The sequence below is a fragment of the Polaromonas sp. SP1 genome, assembly GCF_003711205.1.
Classification (GTDB): domain Bacteria; phylum Pseudomonadota; class Gammaproteobacteria; order Burkholderiales; family Burkholderiaceae_C; genus Polaromonas.
Genome location: NZ_CP031013.1, coordinates 2,361,070 through 2,384,913 on the forward strand (window position 1 = coordinate 2,361,070; position 23,844 = coordinate 2,384,913).

Annotated in this window: 27 protein-coding genes; 13 read left to right on the plus strand and 14 right to left on the minus strand. The window is 62.8% G+C overall.

Annotation, left to right across the window (positions count from 1 at the left end; all coding sequences use genetic code 11):
- Positions 1–96: 96 nt before the first annotated feature.
- Positions 97–1,821, minus strand: a complete 1,725-nt coding sequence (gene recJ, locus DT070_RS11225) for a single-stranded-DNA-specific exonuclease RecJ (RefSeq protein ID WP_122955472.1) — start codon at positions 1,819–1,821, stop codon at positions 97–99.
- A gap of 17 nt (positions 1,822–1,838) precedes the next feature.
- Positions 1,839–2,867: a hypothetical protein gene (locus DT070_RS11230; protein ID WP_122955473.1), complete on the minus strand. Its 1,029-nt coding sequence runs from the start codon at positions 2,865–2,867 to the stop codon at positions 1,839–1,841.
- Positions 2,868–2,956: 89 nt separating this feature from the next.
- On the opposite strand from DT070_RS11230, the gene DT070_RS11235 reads away from it, so the two are divergent.
- Together DT070_RS11235 and lolD are read left to right on the plus strand one after the other, a co-directional pair.
- Positions 2,957–4,210 (plus strand): lipoprotein-releasing ABC transporter permease subunit, encoded by a 1,254-nt coding sequence (locus DT070_RS11235; protein ID WP_122955474.1) that lies wholly within the window; start codon positions 2,957–2,959, stop codon positions 4,208–4,210.
- Between the two features lie 124 nt (positions 4,211–4,334).
- Entirely contained in the window at positions 4,335–5,009 is a 675-nt protein-coding gene (gene lolD / locus DT070_RS11240) for a lipoprotein-releasing ABC transporter ATP-binding protein LolD (protein ID WP_122955475.1), read from the plus strand.
- A gap of 494 nt (positions 5,010–5,503) precedes the next feature.
- Here the strand turns inward: lolD and DT070_RS11245 are convergent, their stop codons facing one another.
- The gene (locus DT070_RS11245; RefSeq protein ID WP_153976394.1) at positions 5,504–6,343 is read right to left on the minus strand and encodes a hypothetical protein; all 840 of its coding nucleotides are present in this window, start codon (positions 6,341–6,343) and stop codon (positions 5,504–5,506) included.
- A gap of 318 nt (positions 6,344–6,661) precedes the next feature.
- Here DT070_RS11245 and DT070_RS11250 point away from each other — a divergent pair, with 318 nt between their 5' ends.
- From DT070_RS11250 to DT070_RS11280, 7 genes are all read left to right on the plus strand, one after another.
- The gene (locus tag DT070_RS11250; protein ID WP_122955477.1) at positions 6,662–6,937 is read left to right on the plus strand and encodes a DnaJ domain-containing protein; all 276 of its coding nucleotides are present in this window, start codon (positions 6,662–6,664) and stop codon (positions 6,935–6,937) included.
- A 44-nt stretch (positions 6,938–6,981) separates the two neighbouring features.
- Positions 6,982–7,569 carry a hypothetical protein gene (locus DT070_RS11255; protein WP_122955478.1) on the plus strand — a complete coding sequence of 196 codons (588 nt, stop codon included), beginning with the start codon at positions 6,982–6,984 and terminating at the stop codon, positions 7,567–7,569.
- A 46-nt stretch (positions 7,570–7,615) separates the two neighbouring features.
- The gene (locus DT070_RS11260) at positions 7,616–8,377 is read left to right on the plus strand and encodes a hypothetical protein (protein WP_122955479.1); all 762 of its coding nucleotides are present in this window, start codon (positions 7,616–7,618) and stop codon (positions 8,375–8,377) included.
- A gap of 14 nt (positions 8,378–8,391) precedes the next feature.
- Positions 8,392–9,609, plus strand: coding sequence for a hypothetical protein (locus DT070_RS11265; protein WP_122955480.1), 1,218 nt, complete (start codon positions 8,392–8,394; stop codon positions 9,607–9,609).
- 202 nt (positions 9,610–9,811) lie between these two features.
- Positions 9,812–10,036 (plus strand): DUF2188 domain-containing protein, encoded by a 225-nt coding sequence (locus tag DT070_RS11270; RefSeq protein ID WP_122955481.1) that lies wholly within the window; start codon positions 9,812–9,814, stop codon positions 10,034–10,036.
- Positions 10,037–10,140: 104 nt separating this feature from the next.
- Positions 10,141–10,629, plus strand: coding sequence for a VOC family protein (locus tag DT070_RS11275; RefSeq protein ID WP_122955482.1), 489 nt, complete (start codon positions 10,141–10,143; stop codon positions 10,627–10,629).
- A 241-nt stretch (positions 10,630–10,870) separates the two neighbouring features.
- A complete protein-coding gene (locus DT070_RS11280; RefSeq protein WP_122955483.1) occupies positions 10,871–11,095 on the plus strand; it encodes a glycine zipper 2TM domain-containing protein in 225 nt (74 codons plus the stop codon).
- Between the two features lie 69 nt (positions 11,096–11,164).
- On the opposite strand, the gene DT070_RS11285 is transcribed toward DT070_RS11280, so the two are convergent.
- From DT070_RS11285 to DT070_RS21330, 3 genes are all read right to left on the minus strand, one after another.
- Positions 11,165–11,869, minus strand: coding sequence for an SDR family oxidoreductase (locus tag DT070_RS11285; protein WP_122955484.1), 705 nt, complete (start codon positions 11,867–11,869; stop codon positions 11,165–11,167).
- Between the two features lie 155 nt (positions 11,870–12,024).
- On the minus strand, positions 12,025–12,660 hold the full coding sequence (locus DT070_RS11290) for a TetR/AcrR family transcriptional regulator (RefSeq protein ID WP_122955485.1): 636 nt from the start codon (positions 12,658–12,660) through the stop codon (positions 12,025–12,027).
- 65 nt (positions 12,661–12,725) lie between these two features.
- Positions 12,726–12,929: a hypothetical protein gene (locus tag DT070_RS21330; RefSeq protein ID WP_153976393.1), complete on the minus strand. Its 204-nt coding sequence runs from the start codon at positions 12,927–12,929 to the stop codon at positions 12,726–12,728.
- Between DT070_RS21330 and DT070_RS11300 the strand changes: the two genes are divergently transcribed.
- A complete protein-coding gene (locus DT070_RS11300; protein ID WP_153976392.1) occupies positions 12,928–13,110 on the plus strand; it encodes a hypothetical protein in 183 nt (60 codons plus the stop codon). The two genes, DT070_RS21330 and DT070_RS11300, sit on opposite strands and share 2 nt — an antisense overlap.
- Before the next feature lie 94 nt (positions 13,111–13,204).
- Here the strand turns inward: DT070_RS11300 and DT070_RS11305 are convergent, their stop codons facing one another.
- The 8 genes from DT070_RS11305 to DT070_RS11340 form a co-directional block, all read right to left on the minus strand.
- Complete coding sequence (locus DT070_RS11305; RefSeq protein WP_206074041.1) at positions 13,205–14,302, minus strand: VWA domain-containing protein; 1,098 nt, start codon at positions 14,300–14,302, stop codon at positions 13,205–13,207.
- 21 nt (positions 14,303–14,323) lie between these two features.
- Positions 14,324–15,289, minus strand: coding sequence for a DUF58 domain-containing protein (locus DT070_RS11310; RefSeq protein ID WP_122955488.1), 966 nt, complete (start codon positions 15,287–15,289; stop codon positions 14,324–14,326).
- The gene (locus tag DT070_RS11315) at positions 15,270–16,283 is read right to left on the minus strand and encodes a MoxR family ATPase (RefSeq protein ID WP_122955489.1); all 1,014 of its coding nucleotides are present in this window, start codon (positions 16,281–16,283) and stop codon (positions 15,270–15,272) included. The genes DT070_RS11310 and DT070_RS11315 overlap by 20 nt, the downstream gene beginning before the upstream one ends.
- A 53-nt stretch (positions 16,284–16,336) precedes the next feature.
- A complete protein-coding gene (locus DT070_RS11320; protein WP_122957361.1) occupies positions 16,337–17,281 on the minus strand; it encodes a S1C family serine protease in 945 nt (314 codons plus the stop codon).
- Between the two features lie 150 nt (positions 17,282–17,431).
- Positions 17,432–18,292: an ABC transporter permease gene (locus tag DT070_RS11325; protein ID WP_122955490.1), complete on the minus strand. Its 861-nt coding sequence runs from the start codon at positions 18,290–18,292 to the stop codon at positions 17,432–17,434.
- 13 nt (positions 18,293–18,305) lie between these two features.
- Positions 18,306–19,205 carry an ABC transporter permease gene (locus DT070_RS11330; protein WP_122955491.1) on the minus strand — a complete coding sequence of 300 codons (900 nt, stop codon included), beginning with the start codon at positions 19,203–19,205 and terminating at the stop codon, positions 18,306–18,308.
- Positions 19,206–19,214: 9 nt separating this feature from the next.
- Positions 19,215–20,312: an ABC transporter ATP-binding protein gene (locus tag DT070_RS11335; protein WP_122955492.1), complete on the minus strand. Its 1,098-nt coding sequence runs from the start codon at positions 20,310–20,312 to the stop codon at positions 19,215–19,217.
- A gap of 21 nt (positions 20,313–20,333) precedes the next feature.
- A complete protein-coding gene (locus tag DT070_RS11340) occupies positions 20,334–21,410 on the minus strand; it encodes an extracellular solute-binding protein (RefSeq protein WP_122955493.1) in 1,077 nt (358 codons plus the stop codon).
- 284 nt (positions 21,411–21,694) lie between these two features.
- Between DT070_RS11340 and DT070_RS11345 the strand changes: the two genes are divergently transcribed.
- From DT070_RS11345 to DT070_RS11355, 3 genes are read left to right on the plus strand one after another with little or no spacing between them, the layout of a single operon-like run.
- Positions 21,695–22,540, plus strand: coding sequence for a TatD family hydrolase (locus DT070_RS11345; protein ID WP_122957362.1), 846 nt, complete (start codon positions 21,695–21,697; stop codon positions 22,538–22,540).
- Positions 22,537–23,052: a DNA-deoxyinosine glycosylase gene (locus tag DT070_RS11350; protein WP_228778516.1), complete on the plus strand. Its 516-nt coding sequence runs from the start codon at positions 22,537–22,539 to the stop codon at positions 23,050–23,052. Before DT070_RS11345 ends, DT070_RS11350 begins: the two co-directional genes overlap by 4 nt.
- Complete coding sequence (locus tag DT070_RS11355) at positions 23,052–23,831, plus strand: spermidine synthase (RefSeq protein ID WP_122955494.1); 780 nt, start codon at positions 23,052–23,054, stop codon at positions 23,829–23,831. Before DT070_RS11350 ends, DT070_RS11355 begins: the two co-directional genes overlap by 1 nt.
- Positions 23,832–23,844: the final 13 nt, after the last annotated feature.

Below are 23,844 nucleotides of genomic sequence, written 5' to 3' on the forward strand. Positions count from 1 at the left end.
CGCCTGAACGCCACGCCGAAAACCCTTTTTGCTACCAATTCAATAGCACATACCCAAGGTGCTGATTGGGCTGGAGGCCAATTTGGCTTAAAACCCTCAGATCTCGGCGCCTTCCACCAGAAACCGCACCCGCTTCACCCCCTGCCACTCATCCGCATCCAGCCGGAAGGCCAGTTTCACCCGCGCCGGCAAGGCCTCGGTGTGGCCAAACCAGATGCCGTCCACCGGCTGGCCCTGGTGCTTGAGCTTGAGCGCCAGGTGCTTTTCACCCACCAGGCGCTGCGACACCACCTCCACCTCTTCGCTAAAGGTAGGCGCGGCAAAACCCTGGCCCCAGACCTCCTTGTGCAGCGTGTCGACCAGGTCGGCGCGCCGGTATTCAGGCGCCAGCGGGCCGTCGGTTTCCATGCGGCGCGTCAGCGTGGCGGCATCCAGCCATTCATGCGCCACCTGCTGCAGCGCCTGCTCAAACAGCTCAAAGTTTTCTTCGGCGATGGTGCAACCCGCGGCCATCGCGTGGCCGCCAAAACGCAGCAGCACGCCGGGGTGGCGCTTGGTCACCAGGTCCAGCGCGTCGCGCAGGTGAAAGCCGGGGATGGAGCGGCCCGAGCCCTTGAGCTCATGCTCCTTGCCGTCGGCCTGGCTGGCGGCAAAAACAAAAGTCGGGCGGTGCAGGCGGTCCTTGATGCGTGAGGCCACGATGCCGACCACGCCTTCATGAAACTCCGGGTCAAAGATGGCGATGGCCGGCGGCGGCGCTTCGTCCTCGTCAATCATCGCGTCGGCCGCCAGCTGCGCTTGTTCACGCATGCCGGCCTCGATGTCGCGTCGCTCGCGGTTGATGCCGTCCAGCATCTGCGCCAGCTCGTCGGCGCGCGCGGCGTCGTCCGTCAGCAGGCACTCGATGCCCAGCGTCATGTCGCTGAGGCGCCCGGCGGCATTGATGCGTGGGCCCAGGGCAAAGGCAAAGTCAAACGTCGTCGCCACCGGCGCCTGCCGGCCGGCGGCCTTGAACAAACCCGCCACGCCCGCCGGCATATGGCCCGCCCGAATGCGCTTGAGGCCTTGCGCCACCAGGCGGCGGTTATTGGCGTCCAGCTTCACCACATCGGCTACGGTGCCGAGGGCGACGAGCGGCAGCAGCGCATCCAGCTTGGGTTGGTTGGCTGCGTCAAACGCGCCGCGCGTGCGCAACTCCGCCCGCAGCGCCAGCAGCACATAAAACATCACGCCCACACCGGCAATCGACTTGCTCTCAAAAGTGCAGGCCGGCTGGTTCGGGTTGACGATCACGTCCGCCTCGGGCAACACCACCGCGCCGTCTTTCAGCGCGGGCAGGTGGTGGTCGGTCACCAGCACCTGCATGCCCAGTGCGCGCGCGCGCTCCACGCCGTCGATGCTGGCGATGCCGTTGTCCACCGTCACCAGCACATCGGCGCCGCCGGCTTTCACGCGCTCGGCAATCGGCGGCGTCAGGCCGTAGCCGTCGGTCACGCGGTCGGGCACCAGGTAGCTCACATGCTGCGCGCCCAGCAGCTTGAGGCCGCGCAACGCCACGGCGCAGGCGGTGGCACCGTCACAGTCGTAGTCGGCCACCACGCAGATTTTTTTGCCGGCAGCCATCGCGTCCGCCAGCAACTGCGCTGCGGGCTGCACACCGAGCAGTGAGCCGGGCGGCAGCAGCCTGCCCAGGCCGTCGTCCAGTTCATCGGCCGTGTGCACGCCGCGCGCGGCATAGAGCTGCGCCAGCAGCGGGTGAATGCCGGCCTGCTGCAGCGCCCAGACGCTGCGCGGGGGGACATCGCGTACCTGAATTTTCATGTTGGTTACTATCTTTTTTATAGCTGTATGCCCAGGTACCATGCTGGCTGAGGCACTAAAAGGCTTAAGAATTTGGCGGCGAACCCTTGTGGCGCCGTTTCAAAGGTGGTGGCACCGCGCTCACCGCACAAGGTCAGCCGCACAGCCTCACCCGCCTGCTGGCGTGCCAGCAGCGCGGCGATCTCGCCCGCGTCCAGTGCCGCCCAGGCCTGCGCATAGGCTTCCCAATCATCGGCAAACACGGCTTGCGCCAGGCTGCGCGGCACGCTCGGCGCAGCACTGCCGGCCACATGCCCGCTGGTAAGGGCGCCCGTGCCGCTCAGCCAGAACGAATTCACCGGCAACTGCCGCCGCCCCGCGCGCTCGTCATTCAGCGCGTGGGTGTATAGCAGCATCTGCATCTCGTTCTGCAGCAGCTTCATCTTGCGCGCCGTCGCGTGGGCGTCGTTCTTGTCCTGTTTGGGCAGCCAGGGGTCGACATTGCGGCCCAGCACTCTGTCCAGTGAAGCGGTGGGCAGGTTGCGAAACACCTCACCCTCCGCCAGCCAGCGCGAAGGCCCCAGTGCGGGCACATAGTGAATCGTGATGCCGTCGTCATCAAAGTAAGGCTGCATGGCCGCCAGCAGCGTGCGGGATTCGGCTTCCGTCAGGCCCAGCGCGGCCGGGTCCGTCAGGGTCGCGTGTTCGCGTCCCATCGCCCAGTGGCAGGGCGTGATCCAGGCCCAGGCTTTGCCAGCGGAGGTTTCGGCGGCGGCTTGCAGGTGCTGCGCGGCGTCTCGTGCCGCCCACGGGATCAGGCCGTCAGCCGTCTCGGGGCCCGCAATGCCCAGCGCTTGCGCGAGCGCGCGCTCATGCGGAGGCGACAGCGTGTGGGCGTCCGCCACATCAGTACGCACTGACTTCATGCCCTTAAGCAACTGGCTCAGGTTGCGTGTGCCGCCAGCCGGCAGCGCCTTCATCGTGGGCAGCCAGGCCTCTGCACTGCTGGCTGCAAAGGGAATCACCAGCTGCGGGCCGTTGAAAGGAGTGGGGGAATTGGCTGACATGGGGCTATTGTCCGGGATGCCACAATTGGCGCTGTATAAAAATCGTTCGGGCGGGCCACCGTTGGCCCGCTGCGACTAACAGGTCAAGTATGCAAATCCCTTATGAGCTGATTTTGGGCTGGCGCTACACCCGCGCCGGCCGCGCCACCCGGCGCAACGGCTTTATCTCTTTTATTTCGGGCGTGTCCATGCTGGGCATCGCGTTGGGTGTGGCTGCGCTCATCATCGTGCTGAGCGTGATGAACGGCTTCCAGAAGGAAGTGCGCGACCGCATGCTGGGCGTCATCTCCCACATTGAGGTCTTTGCGCCCGGCGGCGTGGCCCTGCCAGACCCGGCCAAAACGCTGGCTGAAATCAAGGCCAACCCGCAAGTCACCGGCGCCGCCACCTTCATCGCCGCGCAGGCCCTGCTGGCCCGCGGTGAAGACATGAAGGGCACCATCGTGCGCGGCATTGACCCGGCGCTCGAAGGCCAGGTCACCGACCTTGCCGCAACCTCCGCCCCCACACTGGCCAAGCTGGTGCCCGGCAATTTTGGTGTGGTGCTGGGCGGTGAGCTGGCCCGCGCCATGGGCGTGCGTGAAGGCGACACCGTCACCCTCATCGCCCCCAGCGGCCAGGTCACCCCGGCCGGCGTGGTGCCGCGCTTAAAACAAATGACCGTGGTCGGCACCTTTGACTCCGGCCACTTTGAATACGACTCGGCGCTGGTCATGATGCACCAGGAAGACGCCGCGAAAATCTTCCGCCTCGAAGGCCCCACCGGCATCCGCATCAAGCTCAAAGACTTGCACCAGGCACGCGAAGTGGCGTTTGAGCTATCCAGAAGTCTGAGCGGCGACCTGCTGATTCGCGACTGGACCCGCCAGAACAAAACCTGGTTCGCCGCCGTCCAGCTTGAAAAACGCATGATGTTCATCATCCTCACGCTCATCGTTGCGGTCGCGGCCTTCAACCTCGTCAGCACGCTGGTGATGACGGTGACCGACAAGCGCGCCGATATCGCCATCCTGCGCACCCTGGGCGCCAGCCCCAAAAGCATCATGAAAATCTTCATGGTGCAGGGCGCGCTGGTCGGCGTCATCGGCACGTTCTCAGGCCTCCTCCTCGGCCTGGGCATCGCCCTCAACATCGACGTCATCGTGCCCGCCATTGAGCGCGCCCTCAACGCCAGTTTCCTGCCCAAAGATATTTACCTCATCAGCCGCATGCCCAGCGAGCCCCAATACGCCGACATCATGCCCATCGTCGTCATCTCTTTGGTGCTGGCCTTCCTCGCCACCATCTACCCCAGCTGGCGCGCCAGCCGCGTCAACCCCGCGGAGGCACTGCGCTATGAGTGAACTGAAAAAAGATATGACCCCCACGCTCCCGACTTCGTCTGGTTGGCTGCCCCCCGAGGGGGCTGTTCCGCCTAAGGGCGGCCTGTCGGCGGAACGTTCTACTCCTTCTGACGCCGGCAGCGAAGTGGTGCTCAAGGCCAGCGGCCTCACCAAACGCTTCCACGAAGGCATGATCGACCTGACCGTGCTGCACGGCGTAGACCTGCAAGTCCACGCCGGCGAAACCCTCGCCATCGTCGGCGCCTCAGGCTCAGGCAAAAGCACACTGCTGCATTTGATGGGCGGCCTCGACGCCCCCACGAGCGGCCAGGTTGAACTCAAAGGCCAGACGCTGTCAACGCTGTCGCCCCAACAACAAGGCGACCTGCGCAACAAACACCTCGGCTTCGTCTATCAGTTCCACCACCTGCTGCCCGAGTTCAGCGCACTCGACAACGTCGCCATGCCCCTGTGGATTCGCCGCGAATCCCCCGCAGAATGCGCCCGCGTCGCCACAGCCATGCTGGCAGCCGTAGGCCTCAAAGACCGCATCCACCACCGCCCCGCAGAACTCTCAGGCGGTGAGCGCCAGCGTGTCGCGATTGCGCGTGCACTCGTCACGCAACCGGCCTGCGTGCTGGCCGATGAGCCCACCGGCAACCTCGACCGCAGCACGGCCGATGGTGTGTTTGAGTTGATGCTGCAACTTGCACGCGACTTCGGCACAGCCTTTGTGCTGGTCACGCACGATGAAACGCTGGCCTCGCGTTGCGGGCGGCGATTTAGGTTGGTGTCGGGGCGGTTGTCGGAGTGGGGTTAAGCGTCATCACGAATTTGGCGGAAACGGAGGAGTTCGAACCCTGCGGCGCCCCAAAAATAAAACCGGCAAATGCCGGTTTTATTACGCCCTCAACAATAGAGAACTCCATCAATTCAATGCAATTATCTTTTGAGCGTCGCTAATTGCCTGCTGAGAGTCTTCAGCTCCAACCACTTCGCTCAATTCATAGTCTGAACAAATTCGCAGTGCATGTAGCACTTTCAAGACGTACCCACGCTGTTTTGATCGCACCTTGCGATCCGCATGAAGGGTTGCGTCTGGATTTGCAAGCCTATGACACAACTGGGAATGCATCCCGCCCGCGAACTGCGCAGGTAGAAATCCGGGTACAGGCAACTGAGAATGCCACACGTCCGAATCGTGATACGCGGCGTAATAGGCTCGACTCACCGCGCCGCGATAAGAAACCTCTGTAGCATCTGACGCGGCAGCGAGTTGAGCCGCAAGCCCCAGCAAATCAGTAGGAGTGATGCTCAACGCCTGGTACCCACAAAACTGACGAAATACGGTAGTCCGTCTAGATGACGCTCGATCAACTTATCAGCGGTCTCCATAGTCATGTCCGCCGCCTCAGCCGCAGAGACATCCACCCAAAGCCGGACCGCAACGGTTTGCTCTTTTCTATTGACGACATAACGCGGCTCTGACCCTTGCCAAAAGACCCGCCGAGACCGCATCACCTCACCCGCTGCGTCTAAGACTTTCGCGCAATCATCATCGCTGATGCCTTGCATTCCAAGTACAGAAGCAGCTTCAGGAAGGATAGTAGACATGCCCTCTTTCAACAAATCAAGCTTAGCCATCTCGGCTTGCTTAAGAAGATACAAAGAATGTTGGAATCCCCCGCAACTGAGCGCGAGTTGAATATGACTTCCAATGTTCTGATACTTTATATCGATGCCAGCTCTAAAAACTTTTAGGGCCTTCGTCGCAAAAAGCAAGTTACAACACGAAGTTAGCGTGGCATTCACTATTGGTTGCCTAGGAATACCCTTTGCAACAGCGTAGGACAAATGACTTTCAACTGCCTCGATATCACCCATCATGTGATCCAAGTAGGCTGCGCACAAAGCAGCCATACCAGGTTGAGTAATCGACAACTTATCAATTTCCTCTTTCCATCTAAGAACGGTAAACTCATCCGCGCTCAGAAACGCCGTCATCTGCAGAATGCGAACCGACATCTGATCAAAGACGCGGTGAAAGATAGATTCGGGTTGAATTGCCGGCATTTGTATGGTGCCGCCCCCTTGCAGCTTGATCGGGGATTTTAACGACTTATAACAACTAAGGCCCAGTAGAGGTTGTTCCACAAAAACAACACTACCGCAGTGAACTGTGACCGGGTTTAGTAACTCGATAAATCGCGCTTATCACCGCAGATTCGCTGAAACCGTAAATGTTACCTAGTGACTTATACAAATATCACCGTCATCTCGGGCCACCTGCGGCCCTAGCTGCTGACGACAAGAGCCAAGCAAGGTTATTTGCCGGCCGCCAGCCTGCCGGCACCAGACGGGCATAATCCTTGCTCGCTCCGCTACGCGCGCAGGCGCATCCCCCTCAGTACTTGAGCCCTTCAACATGCCGTGCAGCTCCCTGCCTGCGGTCCAGGACACAGCCAGCTTCGCATGACCGATCACTACACCGCCCTCGGGCTGGACAGCGCCGCAACGCTGGCCGATATCAAAAAAGCCTTTCGCCTGAAGGCCTCCTTCTGGCACCCCGACAAAAATGCCAGCCCCGAAGCGCCTGAGCGTTTCAGGGCGGTGCAGCAGGCCTATGAGGTGCTGTCGGATGCGGACAAGCGCCAGGCCTATGACGACAACCGCCGGCGCAGCCTGCTCGACAGCCCGATCGACACGGCGCGTGTCATCTGGGCCGATTATTTCAACCCTCTCCTCTGACCCTGCTGACCGAAAGAACACCACCCCATGAAAAACCCGGCAGCATGAGCGTCTCTCCTTATTTCCTCGACCTGGGCTCGGCCTACCAGTCCGAGATGGACGACCTGCGATTCGACTCCGAGGGGCAGGACGTGTTGCATCAGCGCCTGGCCGGCAAACGGCAGGAGATGGCCTTTCTGGTCCAGATGATGGACACCAGCCCCGAGATGGTGGCGGTGGTGTTTCACCAGGGTTTTGATTTCACGGAAAAAACCGTGATGGAGCACCTGCTCACCCACGATGTCGATGCCGATGGCTTTCCGGCGTGGAGTAGTCTGGCAAATGGCCTGGTGCTGGCGCCCTGGGCGCAGGACCTGGCGCACATCGTTCTGCAGGCGCCCGGCGGGGACAAGTTCCTCACGCTGACGGCGGGGCTGGAATACATGGCGGGTCTGCCGGTGGCCGCGTCCATTGTGAGCGCCGAAGAGGGCGATGACGATGAAGATGAAGATGAAGACCGTGATGAGAACGGCGACAACCCGCTGGTGGTATTTGAGGGCGATGACGAGCGTGAGCAAAGCGGCGATGCCCGGGCGCGCCATGAGGCCGGTTCCGACTGGCTGGTCCAGCAGGGCTTTGACGCCAAAGACTGATGAAAGCAAGCCCCCAAGCAGGCATGAACTGGAAGGTAAAACACTGATGACAACGCATCTCGCCCTGATTGAAAAAACCCAAAGCCTGATTGCGGCCGGCGACATCGTCGGCGCCGAGGCTGCGCTGGTCGGGCTGGCCGACGACGAAGGTGATGCAGCGCTGATGGTGGTGCTGGAGCAGTTGCCGCCCAAGGACGTCCTGGCCGTCATTCGCGAGTACGACAACTCCAAAGCGTCGGTGGTCAGCCTGCTGCTGACGCCCGCGCAGTTTGCCCGCGCCGTGGTGATTGAAAAGCTCTACAAGGACCTGACCCGCACGCACCTGCGCGGCATGGTCAATGCGGTGATCTTCCGCGAGGACGCGGACCCGGTGGAGTTTCTCACCGCCATCGGCGACCTGGAAGGCGGCAGCGAAGCCCTTGCCGATTATTTTTCGGACCAATGGAGCCGTGTCGAGGGCTTTGCACGCAGCGGCAGCTTTGATCCGGCCGACGAGTACGGCAAGATGCTGTCCCAGTCCGCACTGCTGGCCTCGGCCTACGAAAGGCCGCGTGTCCAGCAGGATGAAATCGCCGACAACGACTGGATGCAGCTCGCCTGGCTGCTGCGCTATGAACTGCCCGACCTGTTCATTGAAATGCTGATGGTGCTGCGCGCCAAAGGCACTGCGCACAGGTCTTCCGATGAGGAGGACGAGGACGATGCGCAGGAAGATGTGCAGGACGATAACAAGGTCGAGACCGGCGACACCGATCGCGGCAAGGCCACACCAACGGCGCGCGAGTCCGACGAGGAATCGGCGATCTGAACCTGCAAACGCCTATGTCATCACCTTCCGCCATCTCGCTGTACGATGCGCGTCCTTTTTTCGAGAAGGCGCTGCAGTACGGCGTGCAGCACGGCATCCTCAGTGCCGAAAAAATCGAAGCCATGCGGGCCGATGGACCCAAGGGCATGGTGCAGATCGCGCGTTATTTCGGCAATGAGAATTTGCGCCCGGAGCTTGAAAAAGCCCGTGACCGCATGGTGAACCTGATCAGCCTGTACCTCGAGCATTCCTGCCACGGCGACCTGCAGCAGGCGGCTGAATCGCTGCGCGATTTCTCGCTGCTGTCGCGCTCCAAGGGCGGATCGGACATGCTCAAGGCCCTGATCACCATGCCGCAAAACAGCCACTTCGGCATGAATGAACGCGGCGGCTTCACAGACGGGCACATTCCGCTGCTGGCCAAATGGTCGCTGCGCAACCTGGCCGACTACCAGGCTGAACTTGCCCGGCGCAGCCACGTGGCCCAGGTGATGGATGCGGCCGTCTGGCTGGCCGGCGAGCTTGGCATGGACGCAGAAGAACTCGAAGAAGCAGGCAAGGATGCCGAGGCGGTGATTCGCACCGCCTTGCTGGTGCTGGCGGCGGGCCGCACCGAGGTGCCCGACTGGGTTGCGTTCGAGAAGATGATCGCTGCCTTGCGCAAAAAACACGGGGCTGCATCGTCTGCGGCTGCGCTGCCGCTCGCCGTTCCGAAAAAGCTGCCCGCCCACCTGCGGGAGGTGGTGGAGGCGGTGCGGCTGTCCGTGATGGCCGACGCGCCCAAAATACTTGACTCAGCCCTGCCGCCGCGCCAGCTGTTTGACCGCAGCCCGGCCTTCATGGGCCGGTATTTCTGGGTGGAAGACGGCCTGAACGAAGTCGATCACCATGACCGTCAGGCATCCGCTGTGTGGAGCAAGGTCACCGGCGGCAATGCGGACGATGGTTCGCTGTTAACACTGTTCCTGTGCGTGGCCGCCGGCTCCGCACCCAAAACCCTGCTGACCGAGAAAAGCGCTGGGACCCTGCTGCGCAAGATCCGCAAATCCGGCTTCAAGCCCGCACTGGCCCACGAGTACATCGTGGCCCACGCGCCGGTGCAGCACCAGGACGCCTACGCCAGTTTGTGGGATGACTTTGTGGAAGAGGCGCAGGCCACGCTGCAAAGCGATGCCGTTCATGCGTTCGACGACGCGCTGGCCTTGCTGCGGCGGGAATGCCACGTGCAATAGGCCTGGGCAAATAGGCCCAGCACCAGGCAACAGGCGGTTTGCGCCTGTTCAAGCCGACGGCGGCCGGGCACAGGGCGGTAATACGAGCCGATGGAGAACCTGGTGGCCTCGTTGCTTCCTCCTGGCTCCGGAGCTCCGTAGAAACTGTCCTACAGCGAAGCTTGAAAAGCGGTCAATACGATGTTCTTTTAAAGGAGACCGTATGGACAACTACCACATCAAATCGCACGACGGCCATTGGGACCTGACACGCCAGGGGGCAGACCGCGCCTCCATCAGCAAGCCCACCAAAGCCGAAGTGCTGGAAGCCACGCATCAGTTCATGGCCGGCAAAACCGGCTCGGTGAAAATCCATCGCGCCGACGGGACGATTGAGGAAGAGCGGACGTATCCACGCTCTGCGGACCCGTCCACATCCAAGGGTTAGTTCGACATCCGAGCCTGGATTCAATGAATACGATAGGGCGCTCTTCGCGCCTGCATCCGGGCGGCTGCCGGATGCAGGGCCTTTAACGCTTCAGGAGACATGACATGACCCCAAAAATCAGCAAGAACACCATCTGCCTCTGGTACGAGCGCGATGCCCTCGATGCCGCGACGTTTTATGCCAAAACATTTCCGGACAGCGCCGTCGGCGCCATCTTCCATGCACCGGGCGACTACCCGTCCGGCAAGCAGGGCGATGTGCTGACGGTCGATTTCACGGTTGCAGGCATTCCCTGCATCGGCTTGAACGGCGGGCCGGCCTTCAAGCAAAGCGAAGCCTTCTCTTTCCAGATCGCGACCGACGACCAGGCCGAAACCGACCGCCTGTGGAACGCGGTCGTCAACAACGGCGGCCAGGAAAGCGAATGCGGCTGGTGCAAGGACAAATGGGGCGTGTCATGGCAGATCACGCCGCGCGTGCTGACTGACGGAATTGCCGACCCTGACCCCAAGGTGGCCAGGCGCGTGTTCGACGCGATGATGACTATGAGGAAGATTGACGTGGCAAAGATAGAGGCGGCGCGGCGGGGTTGAGCGCCGTACGAAATTTGACTCGCCCAGATCGGAATGGGTCGTCAGCGATATGGGCCTTAGTCCTACAGATCGGATTATTCAGCTGCCTAGCATGAAGACACCAGCAATGAAAAGCTGTCGCCATGGTCTGCATTCATTGGCACCACGACAGACGGCAATTCATTCTCGTGAAGAAGGGTTGGATGGCGTGATCAAGCGGCATTTGCTCTTCACACCTTCATCAACTTTCTAGGAGATTGACATGATCAGCATCAAACGAAACGCACTTGGCGCAGTGGTTGTCGCAGGCTTCTTGGGCCTGGCCGGTTGTAGCGGTATGTCGGCGCAAGACAAGAGCACCGCCATCGGCGCCGGCGTAGGCGGTCTGGCCGGCTCGGCCCTCACCGGCGGCAGCGCCCTGGGTACCGTGGGCGGCGCCGCGGTCGGCGGCGTGATCGGCCACGAAGTCAACAAGCCGAAACGGTAAGCTGCAAACGCAGCCACGGCTCGAACGGGCCGCCCCGCGCATGCGAGGCGGCCCGTTAACGTTTCAGACTCAAGCTGCCTGCGGGAGGTAGCTGGGCCGCGCGGCCGTCAGCCCGGACTTGACCTGCTGGGTGAGCTCATCGGCCAGCACTTCGTCAGCGCCCGCTTCAAGCCCGTCGAGCGCACGCTTGACGATGTCCTCGGGGCTGGTCTTGGGCACGTCGAAGTCGCGGATCAGGTCGGTGTCGACATAGCCCATGTGCAGGCCCAGCACCTGTGTCTTTTGCGCTGCAAGTTCGTGGCGCAGCGAATTGGTCAGCGACCAGGCGGCCGACTTGCTGGCCGCGTAGGCCGCCAGCTCACCGCCGTTCACCCATGCAACGATCGACAACACATTGAGCAGACCGCCGCCGCCATTGGCCTTGAGGGTCGGCGCAAAAGCCTTGCTCATGCGCAACACGCCGAAGAAGTTGGTCTCCAGCATGCGCTGGGCAACGGCTTCGCTGTCGGTTGCGAGAAAACCGCCTGGCTGGCCAACGCCGGCGTTGTTGATGACGAGCGTCACGTCGGACGCCAGTTTGGCGGCGGCGGCCACTTCTTCGGGCTTGGTGACGTCAAGCTTCAAGGCATGAACGCCGGGCAGGGTGATGGTGGCCGGGTCACGTGCGGCGGCGTAGACCTTGCGAGCGCCGCGGGCGAGCAGTTCACGCGCGAAGGCCAGGCCGATGCCGCGGTTGGCGCCGGTGACGAGGACAACAGAATCTTTGATTTTCATAAGGATCTCCAGGGGTAAGAAACAACAAACAGAAAAACAGGACAACCGGATTCAGGCGAACGCTTCCAGGGGAGTTCCTGCTTTTGCAGATTTCGCATGATGATTGTCATATGTAGGGACGAACGGAAAGATCAAGAGCGTGCGTCTCGATAAATTCAGGCGGCGGTGGAAGGGGCGGCGGCCGGGGCGGGCGCCAGGTGCTTTAACGCGGCCTCGCGCAGGCTGTCGGCGAGTGCGGGCTCGTCGACGGCGCGGGCCAGCAACATGGCGCCCACCATGGTGGCAAGGGTCACCATGGCACGTTCGTGCGCGCCGGGCTGTCCCCAGTCGGGTGACTGGCGGGCGATCAGGTCAATCGTTTCCTTGATGTGCCGGGTGGTCACGCGGCGTATCTCGGGCGACTGGCGTACCGTCTCCGAGCCCAGCGCCACCAGGGGGCAGCCCATTTCGATTTGCTCCACGTGCTCTTGCGAGAGATAGCCGCGAAGCATGGCTTCCAAGGCATGGTCTGCGGGCGCGCCGGCCACAACGCCTGCGGTGAGGGCCGCTGCCTCCGCGCACGCCCGGCTTGCCGCCTCGGCCAGCATGGCCTCGCGCGATGCGAAGTGGGCGTAGAACGCGCCGTGCGTCAGCCCGGCTTCTTTCATGATGTCGGCGACGCCCGTGCCCCCGTAGCCGCTGCGGCGGATCGCCCGCGCGGCGACCGACACGATGCGCTCGTGGGAGGCTTCTTTGGCGGACGTCCTGGCGTTGACTTTGGGGTGGCTTCCGTTTCGCATGATGAATATCATACATCATTGCGTAAAAAAAGCCACTACGGCGGTTTTGGCGATGCCGGCAGCCCGGCCAGAACGCGCTACGGCAGCAAGCCCAGCAGCCGCAATCCCAGCAGGGCGACCTGCCACACCAGGTGCACAGACAGGAGCGCGCCCACGCCCATAAGCAAGCCGAGCAGCAGTTCGCGGGTGCTGGACTCGCGCCCGGCTTCGTTCTGGGCAGGCTCGCTGTCCTCGTCGCTGAGGGGAAGTTCAATCAGGGGAATCTGGATGGAGGTATTCATGCGATCCATCTTGGAAGCGGGCCTACGGAATGATGTCGGCGACAACCTTTTTCTTACTTCGGCGGCCGCCTACAAAAATATCCTGCAAATGAAGGAGGTACCGCTCAAGGAGGGGTCAGGGCAGAAAAATGGCTTTCCGGTGGAGACCGGCAGCCAGATGGGTTTGCTATCAAAAAAGTAGCAATCCGCCCAGGTGCTTATTGGGCTGCAGCCACTTTTTTCTTAAATTCTGGTTGATTCCCCGTCTCGTGCGAGTGTCCGGCGCGGGGGGGGGCTCAAAGAATCCGGTTAAACCACAGCAGCGACAAGCTGGCCGACACCAGCGCCAGCGCGGCGGCGACGAGGGCGAGCAGGCCGGAGATTTCGGTTTCTTTTTTCTCGATAGCCAGGCGTGAGCTGAGGGTTTCGTAGACCTTTTTCAGGTCGGCCGCGGTGCCGGCATAAAAGTACTCGGCCTGGGTGGTGCGGGCGATGCCTTTGAGGGTTTCTTCGTCGAGCTTGACGCGCATGGACCAGCCTTCAAAGCCAATCGTCTCGCCATCGACCGTGCCCACACCGACGGTGTAGACGCGCACACCGCGGTCGGCGGCGGCTTTGGCGGCGTCCAGGGAATCCACGCCGGTGGTGCGCTGGCCGTCGGTGAGCAAAATGATGGCGCCCGAGGTGTAGGAGCCTGGGGCGACGGGGGTGAATTCTTTTTTCGCGCCTTTGTCGGGGTTCAGGGCCTGGTCGATGGAGGTGCCCCGCGGTTTCTCGCGGCCGTACTGCATGGAGGCCAGGTCAATGCCGGCATCAGGGAAGAGTTCAGCGAGCGAGACGACGATGCCGTTGCCGATGGCCGTGCCGCGCTGCAGCTGGAATTTGTCGATCGCGACGACCAGGTCTTCGCGGCTCAACGTGGGTTGCTGCACGACAGACGCGGTGCCGGCAAAGGCGACGACGCCCACGCGCACATTGCGCGGCAAATCGGCCAGGAATGCCTTGGCGGCGTTTTGCGCGGCGACCAGGCGGTTGGGCAGCACGTCGCTGGCGCGCATGCTGCCCGAGACGTCCATGGCCAGGATGATGGTCTCGCGTTGCGACGGCAGGCTGATGACGGCGAAGGGGCGCGCCGCCGCAATCAGCATGGCGGCGATCGACAGCAGGAACAGCAGCGGCGGCACATGCCGGCGAAAACCCTGGCCGCGCCCCATGGCTTCGCGCACGATGGACAGGCTGGCGTAGCGCAGCACGTTTTTCTTCTTGCGGCGCAGCAGCCAGATGTACACCAGCACCAGCAGCGGAATGGCCAGCAGCAGCCATAAAAATTCCGGCCACAGGAAAGTCGGCAAAGGCAGTTTGGACATCGGGGTAGTAAGCCAGCTGAAGTTCATGGTGAAGAGTCCTTGGCAGCGTCAGGCCGCGTGCTTCAGGTGGGCGGGCAGTGCGCTTGCACCGGACGTGCGGCTGCGGCGCTTGCGCAGGTCGGTGAAGCGCATGATGGCGTCGACCAGGTTGTCGTCGGTCGACAGCTCCAGCGTGTCGACGCCGGCGCGCGCCAGCGACTGCCGCAAGTCGGACTCGCGTTGCGCCGCGATGCGGGCAAAACGTTTGCGAAAACCCGCGTCATGCGTGTCAACCAGCAACTGCTCACCGGTTTCCGCATCGCGGATCGGGATCAGGCCGAGGTCGGGCAGGTCCAGCTCCAGCGGGTCGAGCAGGCGCACGGCCACGACTTCGTGGCGGCGGGCGAGCTGGCCCAGCGGCTTTTCCCAGCCGGGCTCGGTGATGAAGTCGGACACCACAAACACGGTGGAGCGCCGGCGCACCAGGTTGGCGGCAGACTCCAGCAGCTCGTGCAGGCGGGTGGGGCGGAGGATGGCGCTTTCAGGCCGGGCCTGCAGGGTGTGCAGCAAATGCAGCACATGGTGGCGGCCGCCGCGCGCAGGGATGACGGCGTCGACGCCGGAGCCATAGAGCATGGCGCCCACCCGGTTGCCGTGGCGCGTGAGCATGCGCGCCAGCACGGCGACAAACTCCGCCGAGACATTGCGCTTGCGTTGCTCGCTGGAGCCGAAGTCCATCGACGGGCTCAAGTCGAGCAAAAACCAGGCGCTCATTTCGCGGTCTTCGGTGAACACGCGCACATGGGGTTGCTGCAGCCGCGCCGTCACGTTCCAGTCGATGTGGCGCACGTCGTCGTGGTGCTGGTATTCGCGCAGGTCGGCCAGGTCCATGCCGGTGCCGCGCAGCAGCGTGCGGTAGTCGCCCTGCAGCAGGCCGTCGAGCCGGCGCAGGACAGTCCACTCCAGCCGGCGCAGCAGTTGCTCTGCGTTGGCGGTGGGCGTTGGCGCTGGGGGGCTAGGCGGCGAGTTTTTCATGTTCCAGCGGTTTGGCCGGGGGTGGAATTTTGGCCATGATCTTTGCCACAAGACCGTCAGCGGTCAGCCCTTCGGACAGCGCCTCATACGACAGCACCAGCCGGTGACGGAACACATCCGGCACCAGGTCCGTCATGTCTTCAGGCAGCGCGTAACTGCGGCCGCGCAGCAAGGCCAGGGCGCGTGCGCCTTCGGTCAAATTGATGGTGGCGCGCGGGCTGGCGCCGAAGGTGATGAAACGCTGCAAGTCTTTCAGCCCATGTTTGGTCGGGTTGCGCGTGGCCGACACCAGGCGCACGGCGTATTGCACGAGGGATGGGTCGACATAAATGCGGCGGCACTCGGCCTGCAGCGCGGCCAGTTGTTCGGTGGTGGCCACGGCGCTGACGGCGACGGCCGGGCCGGTCACGCGCTGCACGATGACGAACTCTTCTTCGTCAGTGGGGTAGTCCACCAGCACCTTCATCATGAAGCGGTCGACCTGGGCCTCGGGCAGCGGGTAGGTGCCCTCGGTTTCAATCGGGTTTTGTGTGGCCATGACGAGAAAGGGCTCGGGCACCTTGTGGGTGGTGCCGGCAATCGTCACCTGCCGCTCCTGCATCACTTCGAGCAAGGCGCTTTGCACCTTGGCCGGTGCACGGTTGATTTCGTCGGCCAGCAGCAAATTGGTGAAGACAGGGCCCAGCGAAGTGCTGAACTCGCCGGTTTTCTGGTTGTAGATGCGTGTGCCCACGAGGTCGGCCGGCACCAGGTCGGGCGTGAACTGGATGCGCTTGAAGTTGCCGCGCACGGTGTTGGCCAGCGTCTTGATGGTCAGCGTCTTGGCCAGGCCCGGCACGCCTTCGACCAGCAGGTGGCCCTGGGCCAGGATGGCGACCATCACGCGTTCCAGAAAACGGTCTTGCCCGACCACCACGCGTTTGACCTCATAGAGGATCTGCTCCATGAGCTGGGCGGTGTCCTGGTTGGCATTTTGGGGCGTGGTCTGTTCCATGCGGCGGGGTCCTTGAAGGGGAAGGTCAGGAGATATTGAACGGTGGAAGGTGTTCAGAACGGCGGCATGCCGGCGGCCGAGGCGGCGTTTTCAATCGGCACCGCAAAGCCGATGCCGACAAAGGTGCGCTGCTGGTTGGGGTTGAAGATGGCGGTCACGATGCCGATGACCTCGCCGTCCATGGTGACCAGCGGGCCGCCCGAGTTGCCGGGGTTGGCGGCGGCGTCGAACTGGATCAGGTTGCTCATCATCTGCTTGCCCTCGGGCGAGCGGAAGTTGCGCTTGAGCCCGGAGATCACGCCGGCCGAGGCCGAGGGCCCGATTCCGAAGGGGTAACCCACGGCCATGACCTGGTCGCCCGGCGCCAGGTCGGCGGTCGAGCGCATGGTGGCGGCGATCAAATCGTCGGGAATCTTGTGGGCCTGCAGCACGGCCAGGTCGTTTTCGGGCTGCACACCGGTGATGCTGGCGGTGGACTCCAGCCCGTCGGCAAAGGTGACCTTGATGGTGGTAGCGTTTTGCACCACATGCAGGTTGGTCAGGATGATGCCCTTGTCGACAATGACCACGCCCGTGCCCACGCTGCGCTCGCCGTCTTCCTTGCCGTCCTTGTCTTTGCCCTGGCCGACGATGCGCACGACAGACGGGATGATGGTGTCGTAGGCCCGCGTGCCGGGCGAGGGCAGGATCGTGGTTTCCAGCGTTTTGAGCACGGCCGCGTTGATGTCTTCCTGCGTCAGCTTGCGGGCCGGGTTGCGCAGCGGCGACGAGAAGCTGATGGCCAGCAGCAGGGCCAGCAGGCCGACGACCGACCAGAGCAGGTAAAGCTGGTTTTTGGCCAGGCGTTTGGCGAGGCGGGAGGCGCGGGGAAAGCGGGGAGGTGGGGTGTCTGGAGCGGCGCCGGCTAGATCGCTGGCTTGCCCGGGCGGCTGCGCGCCGGCATCACCCGCGCCCTGCGCCGGACGGTTTGAACTGCTGTAGAGGGCTGGCCTGCGCATCCGTTCACCTGTGAGGTCAAAGTCAAAACCGGGCTGATACAGCTGCACCGTATCACGATTTCTGACTCCATGCACGCGATTTGGCTATCTGCGCAGAGGGCTTTGTAAAGCGGGCGTTTGATCCCGGTTTTGGGGCGTGGTTCCGGGGCTTTAGCGCTCGTGGCTATCGGTGGGCTTGCGCAGCAGGGTGAGCGCCAGGGCGGCCGACGCCAGCATCAGAAAGAGGCTGACCGCATTGAGCACCGGCGTGGCGCCTTCGCGCATGCGGCCATACATCATCACGGTCAGCGGCGCGTCCGAGCCGACCAGCATCAGCGTGGTGTTGAAGTTCTCAAACGACATCAGGAAGGAGATGGCGGCAGCCCCGACCAGGGCGGGTTTGAGGTAGGGCAGCGTGATGGTGGTGAACACCGCCGCGCGGGAAGCCCCCAGGTTGTAGGCGGCTTCTTCCAGGGTGACGTCAAAACGCTTCAGGCGGGCGGAAATAATGAGCGTGGCAATGGAGACGATGTAGGAAAACTGGCCGATCACCACCAGCGGCAGGCCGGGCCGCAGGAAGTCCAGCTCCAGCCCCCACATATCGTCGGCCAGCTGCGCCAGGCGGCTGGCAAAGGCCAGGATGGAAATCCCCAGGATCACACCCGGAATCACCAGCGGCGCCAGCATCAACATGGAAAGCGCTGCCTTGCCCGGAAAGCGGCTGCGCTCAATCAAAAAGGCGTTGGTGGTGCCGACCAGCACTGCCAGCAAAGTGACCCAGCCAGCCACCACCACGCTGGTCCAGAGGCTGGCCAGCATGGGCCCGTCGGCAAACAGCCCGGTGCGCCCGGCTTTGCTACCGAAGAACCAGTCGAGCGTGAAGCCGCGCCAGGGCGGCGCGGGGTAGGGTGCGTCGTTAAAGGCAAACACCGCCACCACCACCAGCGGGAGGAACAAAAAGGCGAAGAAGGCCAGGGCATAGGCCACTGTGCCGGCGCGCAGCCAGGCGGGGCGGGGCAGGGAGGCGATCATGCGGTGGCTTTCTTCATGAGCGTCGCATGACCTCGCCGAATTTTTGGCCCGTGAGTTTTAGGCCTGCCCACACGATGGCAGTCGACAAACCCAGCAGCAAAAAGCCAAACGCCGCACCCTGCTCCCAGTTAAAGCGCGTGATGAACTGGGTATAGATCTGCTCGGTAAACCACAGCGAGTTTTTGCCGCCCAGCAAGGTGGGTGTGAGGTAGTTGCCCAGTGTCAGCATGAAGACCACGATGCAGCCGGCCAGGATGCCGGGCGCGGCATGCGGGATGACGATCTGCCGCAGGATGGACGGGCCGTTGCCGCCCAGGTCATAAGCGGCTTCAATCAGCGTGTCGTCCAGGCTTTCGAGTGCGCTGATCAACGGCACCACCATGAAGAGCATCGAGGTATAGACCAGGCCGACCAGGATGGTGGCGTCGCGATATAGCAGCTCGACCGGCGCTGCAGTGATGCCCAGTTGCACCAGCACGGCAGGCATCACGCCGGACTCGCGCAGCAAAATCATCCAGCCCAGGGTGCGCACGGTTTCGCTGACCCAGAACGGGATCAGGCACATCACCAGCAGCAGCGACTTGGCGCGGCCGCGCACCAGCTTGGCAATCGTCCAGGCGATGGGAAAGGCCAGCAACAGCGTGATGAAGGTGGCCAGGATGGACATGACGGCCGTGCGCACAAAGGTGTGCCAGTACAGCGGCTCGTCGATAAAGGTGCGGTACTGCGCGATGCTGGGTGCGTACTGCCGGGGCGCGATGCGTTCGCGCAGCGACAGCACGGCCAGGTCGATATGCGGCAGCACGATCAGCCCGACCAGCCAGACGAGCGCCGGCGCCAGCAGCAGGAAGAGGATCAGCCGGGCCTGCGTTGAAGCGGGGCCCGGTGCTGGCAATGCGGCCGCGGCTTGCATGGTGTGCCGCTACGCCGTGCCGAAGCAGACAGCCTGCTCCGGGTCAAAGCTGAAGGCCACCGTTTCACCGATGCGCAGGTCGGCAAAGCGGCCGGTCTGCGGCAGGGCGATGCGGAACTCGGTGCGGCTGGCGGTTTCGCGCAGCAGCACGGCCGAGTTGGCGCCGTCAAACAGCAGGCTTTCGACTTCGCCCGCATACATGGTGTGCATGGCCGGCAGTTCGGTGGCGTCGCGCGCCAGGCTGATGGCCTCGGGCCGCACAAAGGCCTGCACCGCCTGGTTGGCCTGCAGCCGCCCGGCCGCGCGTGCGCGCATGGCCAGGCCCTGGCCGGTCGTTACCGCCGCCACGCTGCCGGCTTCCGCGCCCGTGGCGGCGCTGCCTGCCAGCTTGTTGTTGGCACCCACAAAGCCCGCCACAAACGGCGTTTGCGGCTGGTAATACAAATCCTGCGGCGTGCCGACCTGCTCAAAACTGCCGGCGTTCATCACGGCCACATGGTCGGACAGCACCAGCGCTTCGGACTGGTCGTGCGTGATGTAGACAAAGGTGGTGCCGAAGGCCGCCTGCAGCTGCTTGAGTTCGACCTTCATGTGCTCGCGCAGTTTCAAATCGAGCGCGCCCAGCGGCTCGTCGAGCAGCAACAAAGTGGGCTCCAGCACCAGGCTGCGCGCGATTGCCACGCGCTGGCGCTGGCCGCCCGAGAGCTGGTCGACGCGTTTGTCCTGCATGCCGGGCAGGCTCACGCGTTCAAGCATGGCGCCGACCTTGGTGGCAATGTCGGCGCGAGAAAGGCCGCGCCGCGCCAGGCCGTAACCGACGTTTTCACCGACTGACATCATGGGGAACAGCGCCAGGTGCTGGAACACCATGTTGACGGGCCGCTGGTTGGGCGGCACGCCGTTCATGGGTTTGCCGCCGATGTGGATCTGGCCCGCATCGGGCGTCAGGAAGCCGGCGATCATGCGCAGCAGCGTCGTCTTGCCGCAGCCCGAGGGGCCGAGGATGGAAAAGAAGCTGCCGCGCTCCACGGAAAAGGACAAGTCCTTGACCGCGGGCTGGCCGGCGTAGGTTTTACCGACGTGTTCGGCTTGAAGGTCTGCGTGCACCGGTGATGGGCCGGTTGCTGTTTACTGGGCTGCCTTGACGCGGTCGAGGACGCGGCCTTCGATATCTTCAATGCCGGCGGGCACTGCGGGATACCACTTCACGTTTTTCAGCGCGGCTTCAGGGAAGCTGGCAGCGAACTGGGCCTTCAACTTGGGATCGGCCAATTGATCAGCACCTTTGGACGCGGTGAAGTTGCCGGCGGAGCCTGCGACCTTGGCGGCGATCTCGGGGCGCATGTTGAAGTTGATCCAGGCGTAGGCAGCGGCGTCGTTGCGGCCCTTGGCGGGAATGGCAAAAGTGTCTATCCAGCCGAGCGCGCCCGATTTAGGGGCGATGAACTGGATCTCGGGTTTTTCGGCGTTGAGCTTCCAGCCGCCGGTGTCCCACATCATCGCGCCCACCACTTCACCGGCGCGCATGCCGTTGAGCAGCTGGTCCTTGTTGTCCCAGTAGAACTTGATGTTGCTCTTGCAGGCGATCATGGTCTTGCCGACTTCGTCCATCAGCGCGCCGTAGGCTTTCGGGTCCTTGTACAGGGCAAACGGGTCTTTGCCCGAAGCGAAGGCAAAGGCCAGCAGCGTGGGGCGTTTGAGGCGCACAGCGGTCTTGCCCTTCACGTCGGCTTTGCAAAGGTCAGGGTAGTCGGCCATCTTGGCCAGCTTGGTGTTGACGACCAGGCCGTCGGTGCCCCAGATGTGCGGCAGGCCGTAGACCTTGCCGTCCAGTGTGGTGTTCTTTTTGGTGGCGTCCAGCATCGAGGGGATGAAGAGCTCGGACTTGATCTTGCTCAGGTCCATGGGCTTGTAGATGCCGAACTCCTGCTGTGGACCGGTAATGCGGTCTTGCGAAGGCTGGGCCAGGTCAAAGCCCGCGCCGCCGGTGGCACGCAGCTTGGAAATCATCTCTTCGTTGTTCGAGAGGGTCAGCTCGACATCAATGCCGGTTTCCTTCTTGAACTGCGCCACGACATCGGCCGGTACGTAATCGGCCCAGGTGATCAGGCGCAGCTTGTTGTCTTGCGCCCAGGCAGCGCCGGACAGGCTTGCAGCCACGAGACCGGCGCCGAAAATCTGGCTTATCAGGCGGGATAATTTCATTTGGCTTTCCTTGTTTTTTCAGGTTGACGAGAACTGGCGAGAGAAGGTCCGTTTAAAACGAACCGGAAACGAACAGGGTCAAACGGGGAAACGAAAAACAGGCGGCGAAAATGCAGGCAGCATTTCCCCCCAAAAAAAGCATAGCGTGTCCCGATTTCATTTCTGTGTCAACATCTTCAGCAGGCCTGGCTGGTTTCCGGATGTTCATGCTTTACGCGTGTGCCGGCTTCCTCATTTCTCCTTCTTCCTTTCTGTTCGACTTCTTTCCTGGCGTACTTCACCGCATGACTTTCTGGATAGACACGCATTGCCACCTGGACGCCGGGGAGTTGTCCGCCGATGTGGCCGACGTGCGCGCGCGGGCGCATGCCAACGGCGTGTCGCATATCGTGCTGCCGGCGGTGGGCGTCTTTAATTTCGAGGCGGTGCGGGAGCTGGCGCACCGCTTTTCAGACAGCTATGCGCTGGGCATACACCCGCTGTGTGTGCCCCAGGCACAAGACGGCGACTTGAAGGCGCTGGATGAAGAACTGGCATTGAGGCGTGGCGACCCTCGGCTGGTGGCGGTGGGCGAGATTGGCCTGGACTACTTTGTGCCTGCGCTGCTTGAAAGCCCGATGCGCGAGCGCCAGGAATTTTTCTACCGCGAGCAGCTCAAGCTGGCGCGCAAGCACGGCCTGCCGGTCATCCTGCATGTGCGGCGCTCGGCCGACAAGCTGCTCAAGCATTTGCGAGACCTGGCGCCCGAAGGCGGCTGGCGCGGCATCGGCCATGCCTTTAACGGCAGCGAGCAACAGGCGGCGGAGTTCATCAAGCTGGGCTTCAAGCTGGGCTTTGGCGGCGCGGTCACGTTTGAGCCGGCCCTGCAGCTGCGGCGCCTGGCCGCCGAGTTGCCACTGGATGCGCTGGTGATGGAGACGGATTCGCCGGACATCCCGCCGCACTGGATCTACAAAACCGCGGCGGAGCGCCAAGCGGGCCAGGCGCAAGGCCGCAATGAGCCGGGCGAGTTGCCGCGCATCGCGCAGCAGGTGGCTGAGTTGCGCGGCATGACGCCCGAGGCGCTGGCTGCCGCCACCACGGCCAACGCGCTGCATGCGCTGCCCGGGCTGAAGGCGCTGCTGGCGTGAAGACTGACCCGCTTCTGTTAACGGGTTTGCCGCCGCTGGTGTCCAGCCGCACGCGGCTGCTCATCCTGGGCAGCTTCCCGGGTGTGGCTTCGCTGGCAGCGCAGCAGTACTACGGCCATCCGCAAAATCACTTCTGGAAAATATTACAAGCCATTTGGCCCTCCAGCCCAGGCGATATAAGGACGAGTAGCTATCAAATTCGTAGCGAATGGCTGTTGTCGAAAGGCCTGGGCGTGTGGGATGTGTATGCCGCCTGTGAGCGGGAAGGCAGCCTGGACAGCAAGATCCGCAATGCCGTGGTGAATGATTTCGCCGGGTTGAGGCAGATGTGCCCGAAGCTGGAGGCGATTGCGCACAACGGCGGCGAAAGCTTCAAGCATTCGAAGCACACCTTGCTGCTGGGTTTGCCGGTTTATAAATTACCGTCTACCAGCCCGGCCAATGCTTCGTGGAGCTTTGAGCGCAAACTCGCGGCCTGGCGGGAAGTTTTTGAGAAACACGGATTGGTTTGATGCAAAGAAAAGAAACAGAAAAGGAAATGGCGAAGGCGGCCGCTGAGTTGCCGGAAGTCAATTTCTCCGACTATGGCGATGTGCGCTTTCTGCATTTGGGCACCGAATGGGTGCAAGGCTCGATGCTGCGGGACGCACCGTACGACATCGAACTGGAGTATGTGCAGCGCATGATGGCCGGCCTGCTTTTCATGGACGCTGCGGGCGTGTCGAAAAAGCACGCCATGCAGTTGGGCCTGGGCTCAGCGGCGCTCACCAAGTTTTGCTACAAGAAGCTGCGCATGAAGGCCACGGCGGTCGAGATCAACCCGCAGGTCATCACCGCCTGCCGGCTCTGGTTCAAGCTGCCGCGCGACGACCTGCGCCTGCATGTGATCAACGCCGACGCCGCCGCTGAAATCAAAAAACCGGCGCACCAGGGCACGGTAGATTTGCTGCATGTCGACCTGTACGACCACGAGGCGGCCGCGCCGGTGCTGGACAGTGCGGAGTTTTATGAACACTGCCGCGGGCTGCTGACGGAGGAGGGCGTGATGACGGTGAACCTCTTTGGCCGTGACTCCAGCTACATGCAGTCGCTGACAAAAATCGCGGAAGCCTTTGGCCCCGAGTCGGTCTGGGCGTTCACGCCGACGCGTGAAGGCAATACCGTGGTGCTGGCCCAGCGTGAGCCCACGCGGCCCGAGCGGGCCGAGCTGCTGGCGCAGGCCGGCATCATCGAATCGCGCTGGGACCTGCCGGCCAAAAAGTGGCTTCGGCTCTTCAAACCGGTGGCCTGAGTCCGGCCGCCGC

Coding starts and splice junctions, on each gene's coding strand:
- DT070_RS11235 (WP_122955474.1), top strand. CDS start 2,957: ATGCAAATCCCTTATGAGCTGATTTTGGGCTGGCGCTACACCCGCGCC.
- DT070_RS11275 (WP_122955482.1), top strand. CDS start 10,141: ATGACCCCAAAAATCAGCAAGAACACCATCTGCCTCTGGTACGAGCGC.
- DT070_RS11250 (WP_122955477.1), top strand. CDS start 6,662: ATGACCGATCACTACACCGCCCTCGGGCTGGACAGCGCCGCAACGCTG.
- DT070_RS11260 (WP_122955479.1), top strand. CDS start 7,616: ATGACAACGCATCTCGCCCTGATTGAAAAAACCCAAAGCCTGATTGCG.
- DT070_RS11345 (WP_122957362.1), top strand. CDS start 21,695: ATGACTTTCTGGATAGACACGCATTGCCACCTGGACGCCGGGGAGTTG.
- DT070_RS11290 (WP_122955485.1), bottom strand. CDS start 12,660: ATGATATTCATCATGCGAAACGGAAGCCACCCCAAAGTCAACGCCAGG.
- DT070_RS11265 (WP_122955480.1), top strand. CDS start 8,392: ATGTCATCACCTTCCGCCATCTCGCTGTACGATGCGCGTCCTTTTTTC.
- DT070_RS11320 (WP_122957361.1), bottom strand. CDS start 17,281: ATGCGCAGGCCAGCCCTCTACAGCAGTTCAAACCGTCCGGCGCAGGGC.
- DT070_RS11355 (WP_122955494.1), top strand. CDS start 23,052: ATGCAAAGAAAAGAAACAGAAAAGGAAATGGCGAAGGCGGCCGCTGAG.
- DT070_RS11280 (WP_122955483.1), top strand. CDS start 10,871: ATGATCAGCATCAAACGAAACGCACTTGGCGCAGTGGTTGTCGCAGGC.
- DT070_RS11305 (WP_206074041.1), bottom strand. CDS start 14,302: ATGAACTTCAGCTGGCTTACTACCCCGATGTCCAAACTGCCTTTGCCG.
- DT070_RS11340 (WP_122955493.1), bottom strand. CDS start 21,410: ATGAAATTATCCCGCCTGATAAGCCAGATTTTCGGCGCCGGTCTCGTG.
- DT070_RS11255 (WP_122955478.1), top strand. CDS start 6,982: ATGAGCGTCTCTCCTTATTTCCTCGACCTGGGCTCGGCCTACCAGTCC.
- DT070_RS11310 (WP_122955488.1), bottom strand. CDS start 15,289: ATGAAAAACTCGCCGCCTAGCCCCCCAGCGCCAACGCCCACCGCCAAC.
- DT070_RS11230 (WP_122955473.1), bottom strand. CDS start 2,867: ATGTCAGCCAATTCCCCCACTCCTTTCAACGGCCCGCAGCTGGTGATT.
- DT070_RS11285 (WP_122955484.1), bottom strand. CDS start 11,869: ATGAAAATCAAAGATTCTGTTGTCCTCGTCACCGGCGCCAACCGCGGC.
- DT070_RS11330 (WP_122955491.1), bottom strand. CDS start 19,205: ATGCAAGCCGCGGCCGCATTGCCAGCACCGGGCCCCGCTTCAACGCAG.
- DT070_RS11325 (WP_122955490.1), bottom strand. CDS start 18,292: ATGATCGCCTCCCTGCCCCGCCCCGCCTGGCTGCGCGCCGGCACAGTG.
- DT070_RS21330 (WP_153976393.1), bottom strand. CDS start 12,929: ATGAATACCTCCATCCAGATTCCCCTGATTGAACTTCCCCTCAGCGAC.
- DT070_RS11315 (WP_122955489.1), bottom strand. CDS start 16,283: ATGGAACAGACCACGCCCCAAAATGCCAACCAGGACACCGCCCAGCTC.
- DT070_RS11300 (WP_153976392.1), top strand. CDS start 12,928: ATGCGATCCATCTTGGAAGCGGGCCTACGGAATGATGTCGGCGACAAC.
- DT070_RS11270 (WP_122955481.1), top strand. CDS start 9,812: ATGGACAACTACCACATCAAATCGCACGACGGCCATTGGGACCTGACA.
- recJ (WP_122955472.1), bottom strand. CDS start 1,821: ATGAAAATTCAGGTACGCGATGTCCCCCCGCGCAGCGTCTGGGCGCTG.